General features: G+C 38.1%; 9 protein-coding genes. 4 read left to right on the forward strand and 5 right to left on the reverse strand.

The window, feature by feature from the left end:
- Nucleotides 1-558: 558 nt before the first annotated feature.
- Genes ACFINU_RS01060 through ACFINU_RS01075 form a run of 4 tightly spaced genes read right to left on the reverse strand, consistent with a single transcriptional unit; the run spans nucleotide 559 to nucleotide 7,390 of the window.
- A complete protein-coding gene (locus ACFINU_RS01060) occupies nucleotides 559-2,655 on the reverse strand; it encodes a glutamine amidotransferase (protein ID WP_375617589.1) in 2,097 nt (698 codons plus the stop codon).
- Nucleotides 2,652-5,450 (reverse strand): DUF4159 domain-containing protein, encoded by a 2,799-nt coding sequence (locus ACFINU_RS01065; RefSeq protein ID WP_375667306.1) that lies wholly within the window; start codon nucleotides 5,448-5,450, stop codon nucleotides 2,652-2,654. Before ACFINU_RS01065 ends, ACFINU_RS01060 begins: the two co-directional genes overlap by 4 nt.
- Entirely contained in the window at nucleotides 5,447-6,358 is a 912-nt protein-coding gene (locus ACFINU_RS01070; protein WP_375617591.1) for a DUF58 domain-containing protein, read from the reverse strand. The genes ACFINU_RS01065 and ACFINU_RS01070 overlap by 4 nt, the downstream gene beginning before the upstream one ends.
- On the reverse strand, nucleotides 6,359-7,390 hold the full coding sequence (locus ACFINU_RS01075; protein ID WP_375617592.1) for an AAA family ATPase: 1,032 nt from the start codon (nucleotides 7,388-7,390) through the stop codon (nucleotides 6,359-6,361). It lies immediately after the preceding gene.
- A 247-nt stretch (nucleotides 7,391-7,637) separates the two neighbouring features.
- Between ACFINU_RS01075 and ACFINU_RS01080 the strand changes: the two genes are divergently transcribed.
- Nucleotides 7,638-8,891, forward strand: coding sequence for a CCA tRNA nucleotidyltransferase (locus tag ACFINU_RS01080; RefSeq protein ID WP_375617593.1), 1,254 nt, complete (start codon nucleotides 7,638-7,640; stop codon nucleotides 8,889-8,891).
- 444 nt (nucleotides 8,892-9,335) lie between these two features.
- On the opposite strand, the gene ACFINU_RS01085 is transcribed toward ACFINU_RS01080, so the two are convergent.
- Nucleotides 9,336-9,839, reverse strand: a complete 504-nt coding sequence (locus ACFINU_RS01085) for a tRNA (cytidine(34)-2'-O)-methyltransferase (protein WP_375617594.1) — start codon at nucleotides 9,837-9,839, stop codon at nucleotides 9,336-9,338.
- A gap of 725 nt (nucleotides 9,840-10,564) precedes the next feature.
- Here ACFINU_RS01085 and petA point away from each other — a divergent pair.
- The 3 genes from petA to ACFINU_RS01100 are packed head-to-tail and all read left to right on the forward strand — an operon-like array spanning nucleotide 10,565 to nucleotide 13,264.
- Nucleotides 10,565-11,113: a ubiquinol-cytochrome c reductase iron-sulfur subunit gene (gene petA, locus ACFINU_RS01090; protein WP_375617595.1), complete on the forward strand. Its 549-nt coding sequence runs from the start codon at nucleotides 10,565-10,567 to the stop codon at nucleotides 11,111-11,113.
- 4 nt (nucleotides 11,114-11,117) lie between these two features.
- Complete coding sequence (locus ACFINU_RS01095) at nucleotides 11,118-12,374, forward strand: cytochrome bc complex cytochrome b subunit (RefSeq protein WP_375617596.1); 1,257 nt, start codon at nucleotides 11,118-11,120, stop codon at nucleotides 12,372-12,374.
- Nucleotides 12,368-13,264, forward strand: coding sequence for a cytochrome c1 (locus ACFINU_RS01100; RefSeq protein ID WP_375617597.1), 897 nt, complete (start codon nucleotides 12,368-12,370; stop codon nucleotides 13,262-13,264). The genes ACFINU_RS01095 and ACFINU_RS01100 overlap by 7 nt, the downstream gene beginning before the upstream one ends.
- Nucleotides 13,265-13,308: the final 44 nt, after the last annotated feature.

The following is a 13,308-nucleotide window of genomic DNA, read 5'->3' on the forward strand; positions in this document are numbered from 1 at the left end:
ACATAAGATAAGTTAGTGCTTAAAGGCAAGAAAGATTGTAAAATGAAAATTAGCTTGCAAAAAAGAACGTCTCAAGCGGAATGTTCCAAATAGAATATCCCTAATAAAATATCATTGTGTTGTAGATTAACATATTTGTAAAAAAACATTTCTCAATGCGTTTGAGCTAACTTCACGACGGTACTCGATATTATAATGGAAAGCTTCTGTGAACTATATAGGGCTTACTGTACACTACCATCTCTACATTTATACAAGGTGCAAATAAAAAACATCATACTATTTTCCCCCAATTTTATGAAAATCCTTGCTTTGCTTTAAGAGGATTCATTAAGAGGTATTTCACTCTTTTCTTCAATGGTTTCTATCCATACAGCATCTCTTCTAATAATACGCAAGAGAATGTTTTTTATTGTTTTAATATGAGGATATTAGAAATAAGGAGAATTCCACTGTATTTTGAGTTATAAATCAATACGTTATCTAATTACAAAAGACAAGTAGATACGTAAAAAGATAAGCTGAATTTTAAAACTATTATACGAAATCTCAGACTTTTTAACGGCCTTCATAATACCACATGCTGTTCAACAGTAAAAGGCAAGCAAGCAGTGCAAAAAAACCAGAAAATACCGAAAAGTAAAAGGTATTGATTAAACGGGTTTCTGTTGCTTCTTTCAGAACAATTGAATGTGCTGGAGAAGAGGACGGACTTGTTTTTGATTGAATCAGCTTGAATGGAGGAAGATGAATGTTTTCTTTTCCCTCAGGGTGTAAACGTCCGATGTAGCCACCAGTGTGCTTAATAATGGGAGCTAGTTTTTCTTGTGTTGAAATCAAGTCAAACAACTCAAGATTATCGAGCATCCCTACAGAAGAAAGTATTGTTAAACCGCCATTTTTAATGGTAAAAATTCCTGTCTCATCAGTGGTCACAGTTGCAGTAAAAAGGCCTTCTTTCTCTTTGGTCAGAGTAATATTTTCTTTTTTTCCAGAGGGAAAGATTATTTCAGTGGGTTCTGGATGGTTTTTTAGAGTTTGGCGGCGAATTGTTAAATGATGATGGCTGCTGGTCGCACTTAATTTTTCTTCCTCAAGTTCTGGTTCTTTCATGAGCCAATGGGCAATACGACGATAAAGAGCAGCATAAGGACCACCGCCTTCGAAACCTCGTGCCCAAAGCCAACTTTCATCAGAAAGCAACATGCCTACACGTCCTTTATCAACATGCGAGAGAAGTAAAAGTGGTTGTTCATCGGCTCCTTTCATGAGGGCAATTCCGTTATTTATGTTTTGAATAGCAATTTGTCGCAACCATTGCCCCCATTGAGAAGCGGGAAGGTTAAGTGTTGCAAGACCCCTTGTGACAGGATGGCGCTCACCTTCTTTGGTTAATGTGGGGCGAAAAGGTTTTTGAATAATAGTTCCATTGGGCAATGCCGGTAGAATGCTTATTAAAGGTGTTTTCGCAAGTGAGTTTTTTTGGGTAAATTCAGGTCCTGTTACCATCAGCAATGCACCCCCCTTTTGTACATATTGGGCGATATAATCATAATAGATTAAGGGGAGAACAGTAGAGTGCTGGTAGCCATCAAGGATGATGAGATCAAAGTTATTAATTTCTTCAACAAAGAGTTTTCTTGTGGGAAAGACCACTAAGGATAATTGGCTTGAGGGCGTATTATCTGCTTTGGTGGGGGGACGCAAAATAGTAAAGTGAACAAGATCAATATTAGAGTCACCTTTCAAAAGGTCTCGCCATGTCCGTTCTCCATTATAAGGAGCACCTGAAATAAGAAGAACGCGTAAATTTTCTCTGATTCCTTCAATAATTGTTATGGCGCGGTTGTTTTTAAAGCTTAGTTCACCTTTGTGTGGATCAGTTATAACTTGGATAATATTTTTTTCAGCATGAGGAAGGCTAATTTCAGTTTGAAAAATCACGCCAGGAGTCACAGAATAATGGCCAATGTCTTGTCCATTGACGCTTAGTGTAATATTTGCTTTCTGTGGTATTGTTTTTTTGGCGGGGCCTTTATCTTCTACCAAAATGGAGAGCGTTTGTGGTTTGTTGACAAGGGCAAAGCGTGGAGGAGAAATAAACTTGATTTGGCGATCAAATTCATCTGATTGCCCTGTAATCAGGGCATTGAGAGGTGCTTCATGATGAAGGTCTGATAGGTCAGGAATGTCATGCACTTGTCCATCGGTGATAAAAATGGTTCCTGCATAACGAGAGAGCGGTACATCAGATACTGCTTGTGTTAAAGCCTCAAACAAATTCGTTGAGGGCGCATACTGATTATCAGCAAGTTTTCCAACTTCAATAAAGCGTGGTTCAAATTGTGGATAATGCGCCAATGCTTGAGTTAATTGCGCGCGCGCTTCATCACAGTCGTTTGTACGTGTTCCAAATGTTTGGCTTTTGCTGCGGTCAATAACAATTCCTACTGTGTTTTTCAGTGGTTCACGCTGTTCTTTTATGATCATTGGATTGAGCAAAGCAAGGATGAGGGCGCTTAATGCCATCAGACGAAATAAAGAACCTTGCCGTTGCGTAACAAGACCAACAACGACAAAAAGAATCGATATTCCACTTAAGAACAGAATCCAAATGAGTGGTAAAAAAGGCTGAAAAGTGAAAAATGATATCATTGCCTTCTTTCTCTTTTAAAGCGTTCCAAGAGTGCTGGAACATAAACTTGATCCGCTTTATAGTTTCCTGTAAGAACATAAAGGACAATATTTAAACCTGCACGAAATGCCCATAGACGTTGCATTGGATCATTGGGAACAAGGGGATATTTCCATGACCCTTTTTTATCGAGTGCCCAAGCACCAGCAAAGTTATTGGCAGTAATGAGAAGAGAACTTACATTATCGCCGCTGGCAAGGGAATTTTTATTTTTTTTGTTTGTTGATGAGGATTCAATCCATAAAGGTGAACCACGGTAGAGACCAGGAAAATCTGGCATAATATAAAAAGAACGTGTAACAACATGATCCGTTGATGCTGGCTCAATGGATGGAATATTTAACTCTTTTAAGATATCTCGTAATCTTTGCGTTTCTGGAGTAGCATCTCCTTCAAGATTAAGATTGCTCTTTATCTGATCGCGCGTGTCAAATAAAATTGTTCCCCCATGTTTCATAAAGTTATTTATTTTTTCAAGGCTTTTGGGGGTTGGTATAGGACTCTTAACATCAATTGGCCAGTAAATAAGAGGATAAAAAGAGAGTTCATCTTTATCGAGATCAAGTGCTGTAACAGAGCCGAGGGTAAGCATTGTGCGCTCTGCGATAAATTGACTTAATGCTTCTAGACCACTTTTACTCGTTGTATCAATTTCATGATTATTGGTTATAACATAGGCAAGATGTGTTGCACCAGCAGCTTGTACACTATCATATTGATTTTCTTTCGTTTGTGCATGAAGAGTTGGATCATATGAAAACAAGGCAATAAGACTTATAAAGGGGAGGAGAAACATATTACGCCGTTTCATGAAAGAAAAAATATCTCCTATCCATAAAATGAGAAAATTGTCAAAGGCGAATAATAAGATGGCTAATCCTAAAAGTGGGCCGATAAGATTTTTTTCTTTTGTATCGTAAGATAAAGGGCTTTTATTAAGAGATGTTGGCAATGATGATTGTTTCATCAAGTGCGACGAATGAGTTAAGAGATTGAGTGCATAAAAATCGTTTTTGACACCATAAAGTCCTGGGGGAGTATGGTAGGAAGGATGGGGTGGATTTTGAGAGTCAAAGATCAAAGGAACAACATCAGAGGGTGGTACTTGTAATTGTCCGTCAACGGCTATAGTTCGCCAAGGGTTTTGTACCACTGTTCTTTTTTCTCTGTGTGTTAGGTTTGTGTTTTCGTTAGAACCTAATGTGATTAATTTTTGCAGCATTTGTGCAAAAAAGCCAGAAAGAGGAAGGTTAGACCATGTTGGATCAGGAGCAACATGAATGAGAATGAGGGTTCCTTTACCACGTTTTGCTGCGGTAATAAGAGGAGTTCCATCCGAAAGGCTAAGCCACGTTTTTTCAAAAAGATCTGGGGTTGGTTCTGCGAGGATTTGGCGCGAGACAGTAACATCTCCTGGAAAGGGAAGACCAAAGAAAAAGCTATTTTTTGCAAAAGGGGCAAGCTTTTGTGGTTTTGTCCAAGACATAATACTTCCAAGGGAACGTTGACCTGGGCGTAGTGGTATCGGAAGAAGGTTATCGTAATGTTCTGCGCTACTGAGTTTTTCTCCTGCAAAGCGGATGAGTGTTCCCCCTTTATTCACAAAATCAGAAAGTTTTTTTTCTGCTTTTGGGGGTATGTTAACAATGTCACCCATAATCAAAACAGATGGATTTTGTTTAAGCAAATGATCAATATCCGTTGAAAGTTCTCTTCCACCGGCTGTTATAAGCTGTGTATGACCTTGTAAGGCTTTGATAATGTAATAAAATGGAGCAAGTAAAGGCTGTGCCATTTCATTGGTATCGGGTGAGAGAAGAGCAACACGGCTTATCCTGTTATGGCTGTCTACCAAGAAGGTTGCAGCAGCATGGTTTTGATTGTTTATTTTTATCCAAGCGATATCATTGCGTAGTTCAAGTGGTACATTAAAAGGAACAAGTGCTGTTGTTTCTCCTTCAGAGAAATTGTTCGTAAATTGTCCGAGAAGTTGATTATTTGAATCGTAGAGGCTGAGTATAGCGGGAGTGTTACTGTGTGTTGTTGAGCGGATAATACGCGCGCCCATGTTTCCATTGTTATTTTCTATGGATGTTATGCCGGTTAAATCGGAAATATCAGTCAAATACCACAAGAAGTTTCTAGGTTTTAATTCTTCAAGAAGAGCAAAAGCTTGCTCATCTTCATTTGTTTGTAATCCATCACTTAAATAAGCAATATCAAGAGGTTTTCCTTTGGTTATTTTGCTGAGTTTTTTGAAGGCATGCACGCGGTTGACAGACCAAGGACGCGGTTGCAAATGCATTAAATGCTGTTTTATAATCTTGGCTGGTTGGGGCTCTATATTGGAGATATTATTTTCAGCCGTTGCAACAAGATAAATATTTTTTTGCTGTTTTTCTGCCTGTGCAAGGAGTATTTCAGCGATAGAGATGCGCTGTTTCCATTCTTTTACAGAAACCCAACCATTATCAATAATGAGTGCAAGGGGTTGAGACCCGGAAAAGCTTATTGGTTTTTGATTCCAAGTGGGGCGTGCTAGAGCTATGATAACAAGTGCCGCTATGGTTAAACGCAACAAGAGCAACCACCAAGGTGTATGTTTTGCTATTTCTTGTTGATGAGTTGGTTTGGGTAAGAAGCGAAAAGGGGGAAAAAGCTCTTTACGCGGAGATGGAGGAGTTATCCGCAACAGCCACCAAATGACCGGTAGGAACAAAAGCCCTAGTAACAGAAAGGGAGCAGCAAAACTCAAAGTGCCCTCCTTTTTTGCAATGGAGAGTCGCTCATTGTATTTGCAAGATGAAAAATGGTCTCTGTTAAAGGTTGATCTGTTGTACTAACGTGATAAGACCATCCTTGGCGTGCGCAAAAATTTACCAATTCTTGTCGCCTTGCGTGATATAGTTTACAATAGTTCTTACGAAGATCTTCTGCTTTAGTGGAAACATGTTTCTCTTTCGTTTCAGGATCCAAAAATTCTGTGTGACCTGTGTAGGGAAAGCTTTCTTCTGCGGGATCAGAAATTTCAATTAAATGAGCTGTCACCTGTTTTGTAGTTAAAACGGTTAAATGTTGGATGATTTTTTCAGGATAGTCGAGAAAATCACTCATTATAATGACATGTGAAAAGCGTGTAATCGTTGAAAAATCCGGAAATAAATTTTCATCTGAATGATTTTCTAAAGCAAAGGCTATTCGTTCTACGACATTGGATGTCATTGTGGGGGACATTAAGTTGGGAATAGCAATATGTTCGCCACTGCGTGCAAGAAGGGATGCCAAGGTAAGGGTAAGAATAGTGGCATGATTACCTTTAGAGATTTTAGAAAAGCGCGAACAGTAATGCATTGATGCGCTCTGATCAGGACAAAGCCAAACGGTTTGTGTCGTTTGCCATTCGTGTTCACGGAGATACGTATTTTCATCACGCGCTGAGCGACGCCAATCAATGCGGGTAATGGATTCTCCTTCCATATAGGGACGAAATTGCCAAAAGTTTTCCCCATTACCGCTTTTACGTTGTCTATGCCACCCGGTTATCAATGTATTAGCGATATGACGCGCTTGTAAAAGGAAATATGGCATTTTGCCAGTATCCTTATGCAGTTCATTTGCCAGCGACAATGGAGGCTTTTGTAAAACTTTTTTGCCAAGTGCCATTCAAAGAGCATCTTTCACAAGGTTATTGATAATATCTTTTACGGTTATATCTTCAGCATGGGCAGAAAAATTAAGAGCCATGCGGTGTTGTAATACGGGATAGGCCAATGCTTCAACATCATCAAGTGAAGGAGCTAAGCGTCCATAATAAAGAGCACGGGCGCGAACACAAAGTGAAAGGGCTTGTGATGCCCGTGGACCAGGTCCCCAAGAAACATAAGTATTAGCAAGGCTATTGTCTTTATGAGGGCGAGATGAGCGGACAATTTTTAAAATAGCTTCAATCACATTTTCTGAAAGAGGCATTTTGCGAACGATATTTTGAATTTTTTGCAATTTTTTGCCGGATAAAATTGGTTTTGCATTTGACTTTTTTTCTTTTGTTGTTTCTAAAATAATCCGTCGTTCTGTTGTGAGGTCAGGATAGTCAATATCGATTTGCATCAAAAAGCGATCCAGTTGTGCTTCAGGAAGTGGATATGTCCCTTCTTGTTCGAGAGGATTTTGCGTTGCAAGAACATGAAAAGGTTGTGGCAAATCATAACGGTTACCTGCAACAGTAACATGATATTCTTGCATAGCTTGTAAAAGGGCTGACTGTGTCCGTGGGGAAGCACGATTGATTTCATCGGCCATGAGAAGTTGCGTGAAAATAGGACCTTGAATGTATCGAAAAGAACGTTTACCGTCTTTATCGGAATCCATAATTTCAGAACCAATAATATCCGATGGCATTAAGTCAGGAGTGAATTGGATGCGTTTTTCATCAAGCCCTAAGACTGTTCCCAATGTTTCAACAAGACGTGTTTTTGCAAGTCCTGGAGCACCGACAAGAAGGGCGTGACCACCAGCGAAAATAGCGATTAAAGCATATTCGATTACCTGATTTTGCCCAAAAATAACTTTGTCAATTTCTTTTTGTAAAATATCCAATTCTTTGTGTGCCGTATCAATATCATCAATAATGACTTGAGCTTCATGATTGATATTGACCTTTTTTATAGAATTGGATGATGGATCATGTTGACTCATATTTCTTCCTTAAGGCGTTTGTCGCAAAAATGGTAATTTTCTCTGCATGATAATGGATATCTTATTGTTTGTAACAGAAAATGAGAAGAAATGAAGTATCATATGCCGTTTTTTTATATTCGTATATAAGAAGAGAAAAGTTTCTTTGGAAGAAATAGACGTGCTTTATAAGGGATGTCTTAAAAAATTTGTTTTATGAAGAGAGTTTTTTAAAGCAATGAAGACAACTTTTTTGAAAGGTTAAAGGGTGAGTATAAGACAGAACTTCAAACAGGTTGCGTGGTTACAACAAAGTGATATCCAAACACTTCTTCGTGTTTTGTCTGTGGAGGGGGAAGAGGCGCGTATTGTAGGGGGAGCAGTGCGCAATCAACTGCTAGGGCAGCCTATTAGTGATATTGATATTGCAACAACCTGTTTGCCGCAACAGGTTATTGCACGTGTAGAAGAAGCAGGATTTAAAGCTATTCCTACAGGGATTGCTTTTGGTACAATAACAGTAGTTGCTCATTCATGTTCTTATGAGGTTACAACGCTTCGCTGCGATATTGAAACAGATGGTCGTCATGCAAAAGTGGCATTTGGTCGTGATTGGAAAAAAGATGCTGAACGGCGAGATTTTACGATAAATGCGCTTTATTGTGATGCTGCTGGCAACCTTTATGATGATGTGGGAGGTTTGAGTGATATTGCTAGCCGAACAGTTCGTTTTATTGGGGTTGCAGAAGATCGTATTGGCGAAGATTATTTGCGTATTTTACGGTTTTTTCGCTTTTTTGCGTGGTATGGAGCAGGGCGACCTGATGTGGAAGGATTGAAGGCATGTGTTCGTTTAAAACACGGTTTAAAAAAACTTTCTTCTGAACGTATTTGGGCAGAAATGAAAAAGCTTCTTGCGGCGTTTGATCCAATGCGTGCTCTTTTATGGATGCGACAAAGCAGAATTTTGCCACTCATTTTTCCTGAAACAGAACGATGGGGCATTGATGCAATTCACGCATTGGTGAAGACAGAACAGGCTCTTGGTTGGAAAGTTGATCCATTGTTACGGCTAGAAAGCCTTCTTCCTCCTGACCCCATACGTCTTCATGAAATGGCACAGCGCTTGCGTTTTTCTCTTAAGGAAACAACGCGATTAAAAGAATGGGCAGAGTTAGAAATAATAAACCAAAACTGTTCTGATCATTTTGTGCAAAAACTGATTTATTTTCATGGACGACAGCCAGTTTTAGATCAATTATCATTGTCTGTCGCTGCATCACATCTTGATCATCTGGAAAAAAGTGATGCTTTGCAAAAAGCAGAGGGTTATGTCAAGCTTTATCAACTTGCCAAAAAATGGCAAATTCCAACTTTTCCTATTAATGGTAACGATTTAATAAAGAAAGGTTTTACGAAAGGTGTACTTTTAGGAAAAAAGCTTAAAGAGTTAGAAATGATATGGGTTGAAAGCGGATTTTTAATGGATCGTCATGCACTATTAGAAAAAATTGATTTATAATATATCTGTTTATAAACCCACTGTTGTTTATATTTTTTAAGTCAACATATTAATTTATAATAATCATTATTCATGTGAAATAAGAGCTCAAAATATTGTAAGGTTATTTCAAACCTGTTCATATTACATCAATCAAAATTATTGCCTTACACGTCACAAGTGAGGAAAAATAATTACAGAGAGGAAAAATGTCTCTTATGAATCATCTCAAAGATAAGGATTCTCAAAAATGAGAACGAATAGAGAATAGTGATAGCGATTTGCACCTTGTATGAGCATAAATAGGGTGATGTCCAATGGATTTTTACTATGAGGAGTATTTAATCATTTATAGGTGGTGATGTGAAATGGATGTGCTAGGCACTAAAAAATGTTTATTTTATCAGCACTTAATTGTTGGAAAATAATAGGCATTATACGCTCAACTGTTCTTTATATGTTGTATTATTGTTTTTCGTGATAATTTATGTTTTTATAGATACAGTTTCTTTCATGATAACCAATTTGGCGTAATGCTTCTCCTGTTGTTATGGCTACGCTCATGGCGAGATTTAGAGAGCGTGCCTGTGGTTGCATGGGAATTTTTAATGTGTAATCGGCCGCTTCATGAACATAATCGGGAACGCCAGCTGTTTCACGACCAAAAAGTAAAACATCATTTCTTTGATAGCATATCTGCGTATAGCATGTTTTTGCTTTTGTACTTAAAAGCAACAGGCGGCGTTTAAAGTGTTTCATGGAGCTTATAAAATGTTGCCAATCAATGTGTCGTTCTAAGGAAGCATATTCGAGATAATCCAATCCTGCACGTTTGAGATTACGATCCGACAGATTAAAGCCTGCAGGTTCAATAATGTGCACATGTAAACCAAAGCAAGCGCTAAGACGTAAAATCGTTCCAGTATTACCAGCAATATCAGGTTGGAAAAGAGCTATATGAAGTGTCATGTTCTCTGTAATATGATTTTTCTTTCGACTTTGTAAAGAAGCACCACAATTTATTCGAAAAATATGCTTTGAGAAATACATGTTTTTTACGGTTAATTTTTATTCCCTTTAAATTTCAGGGAAAAAGTTATGTATACAGGTCTGTTTGGGATAAGAGAGAAGCTCCCTATTAGGGACTTCCTTTTATTGAGCCATCCATAAATGAATTGGCTCATTATGTTGAAAAGTGGGATATTTAATGAGGCTAGATCATCAATTTTAATTAAAATCAACAAAATATGCTTTTTATGCAAAAACAGAAGCGAAAAAAATACTCATGAAACCAGTTGGAATTGAGGGAGGGAGGGATGCTGTAAATGTGTTAAAGAAATGACTGATAAACTCAACTTGTTTACTGAGATATGGTCATAACAAGACTATGTTTCTTTCTTTAGAAGTGTTTATTTACATGCTATCTCTGATTTTCACGGGCGGGGGAGTAATTTTGATTGATTAATATGAATAGGTTTGAAATGAAAAAACCTTACGGTGTTTAGGGATTTCATTCACTCTGTAAAACGATGAATTATCATTATAAAACAGTTTTTTGTATAAACCATACAAATGGTAGGAGTTTTTTACGGGGATGTTTTTATGGTTGAGGTAACTGAGTGATCAAGCATTGTACAATGGGAGAGGGTATGGTAAAAGAATGTTTTAGCAAAGTGTCTCTTTAAGTTAAGGCCATGGGTGAGCAAACGAGGCGGGATTTTCTGTTTTTGGTAACAGCTGTTGCAGGAGCAGTTGGAATGGGAGCGGTTATGTGGCCTTTTATCCGTCAGTTGCGTCCAGATGAAGCTGTTTTGGCATCTTCCTCTGTTGAGGTTGATCTTTCTGGTATTGAAGAGGGGATGTCGGTAACGGTAAAGTGGCGAGGACAGCCTGTTGTTATTCGAAATCGTACGGCAAAAGAAATTGCTGATGCTCGTGCTACTGAATTGAGACTTCTAAAAGATCGTCAAGCGCGCAATCCTAATCTTGAAGGTGAAAAGGAAGCAACAGATTTTGCGCGTTCAGCAGGTAAAGGACGTGAAAATTGGCTTATTGTTATTAATCTTTGTACGCATCTAGGCTGTGTAACACTTGGGCAATCGGGTAAATTTGGAGGATGGTTGTGTCCATGTCATGGGTCTGTTTATGATACTGCTGGAAGAGTGCGGTCAGGTCCAGCTAACTATAATTTGACTATTCCACCTTACCAATTTCTTTCTGATACTTTGCTCAAAATAGGATAAAGTCATGATAAGGTTTCCTCCTTATTGTCCTAAAAGTGCTCTTGCTCGTTGGTTTGATAAGCGTTTTCCTCTTCCTCGTTTTTTTTATAATGCATTTGTGATTTTTCCTGTTCCGCATAATCTTAATTACTTTTACACATTTGGCGGTATTTTAACTATTATGCTTTTATCACAGCTCTTGACTGGTATTGTCTTGGCTATGCATTATGTTCCGGATATTCATTTGGCTTTTGAAACTAGTGAACGGTTTCGGCGTGAAGGGCAGTTTGGTTGGCTTTTTCGTCCATGGCATTGTGTAGGCTCTTCGTTTTTTTTTATTGCTGTTTATATCCATTTGGCACGTGGACTTTATTATGGTTCTTATAAAAATATGCGAGAAATGGTATGGGTTACAGGTATTTTTATTTATATCATCATGATGGCAATAGCATTTTTGGGTTATGTGCTTGTTTGGGGGATGATGTCTATTTCAGCGGCTTCAGTGATTGCAGGGCTTTTAAAAACGATACCTTTGGCGGGGATATGGTTGCATGAGACACTTCTGGGTGGTTATGTCGTAGGACAACCAACGTTGAATCGTTTTTATGTTTTCCATTATGTTTTATCATTTATTTTGCTTCTTTTTGTGGGGCTGCATATTTGGGCAATTCATTGTGTTGGGCAAGGCAATCCAACAGGTCTTGCTATACAATCAGATAAGGAAACGGTTCCATTTTCGCCTTATGCGCTTATCAAAGATATTTTTGCTATTACTGTTTTTCTCATCTTCTTTGCCTGGTTTTTGTTTTATATGCCCGATTATATGGGGCAGGCTGAAAATTATAGTGTGGCAGATCCTTTAAAGGCACCTCTTCGTGTGGTTCCAGAATGGTATTTTTTGCCTTTTTATGCGATGCTTCGTGCTATAACTTTTGATATTGGTATTTTCTCTTCAAACTTTGTTGGCTTTGTTTTATTCGTCAGTTCGATTTGCATTTTAATTTTTGTGCCATGGTTAGACCGCTCTAAAATATGTTCAGCAAGATATCGACCTGTTTATAAAATTTTCTTTTGGGCGTTGGTTATTGATGTCATTTTTCTTGGTTGGTTGGGGTCAAGAGAAATAAGTGACAAAATTCTTTTATGGACACAATTGGCTACGGTTTATTATTTTATATTTTTTTTGGTTATTTTGCCGATTTTGCCAGCGTTTGAAAAAAAATGTTCTCTTCCTTCTTCAATTATGCAAGATTTAAAACAGAAAAAAAAGAGACTATGGTAAATGTTTTTGTCGGGCTGGTTGTTATTGTTGCTATGAGTTTTTCTGCTCAGAGTTTAGCGAGTGATGCCTCTGATCAGGAAGAGGGATTTATTTCTTTTCCTTTACAGGTTCCTAAAAAACAAGAATGGAGTTTTTCAGGTCCATTTGGGCTTTATAATAAGGCGCAATTGAGGCGCGGATTAAAGGTTTATAGACAAGTTTGTTCCAGCTGCCATGGGCTAAAATATGTGGCTTTTCGCAATTTAAAAGATCTTGGGTATGATCAAGAACAGGTCAAAGCTTTGGCGGGGCAATATGAAGTGCGCGATGGTCCTAATCGAGAAGGAAAATTTTTTAAACGTGCTGGGGTTGCAACGGATTATTTTCCTTCTCCCTTTTCACATGAAGAAGAAGCAAGATTTGTTTTGAATAGTGCTTATCCTCCAGATTTGACATTGATGGCACGTGCACGTGGGGTATTTTTGCCGTTTCCTGCTTTAATTACTGATGTATTGACTCATTATGATACAGCTGGTCCAGATTATATTACAGCTCTTTTAACAGGATATCAGAAGGCACCGAAGGAGATAAAAATTGCGAATGGTTATTGGTATAATCCTTATTTTATTGCTGGTAATTCTTTAACTATGGCTCCTCCTTTGAGTGATGGTATGGTTGCTTATGAAGATGGGACCCCAGAAATCGTTGAACATTATGCGCGCGATGTTTCTGCTTTTTTGATGTGGGCTGCCGATCCTCATATGGAAATTCGTAAAAAAACCGGTTTTCGTGTTATTTTATTTTTAATCATTTTTGCAGGGTTTGTTTATATTTTAAAAAATCATATTTGGTGTGGTTTAGAAGAAGAATTAGAGAAAGAAATAAAAGACGAAATAAAGAGAAAAGGGTAAAGCGACAAGGCTCAAAAGAGTATAGAGTATAAAGAGCATAAGGA

Source organism: Bartonella sp. AC130YNZD, from assembly GCF_042196865.1.
Taxonomy (GTDB): Bacteria; Pseudomonadota; Alphaproteobacteria; order Rhizobiales; family Rhizobiaceae; genus Bartonella.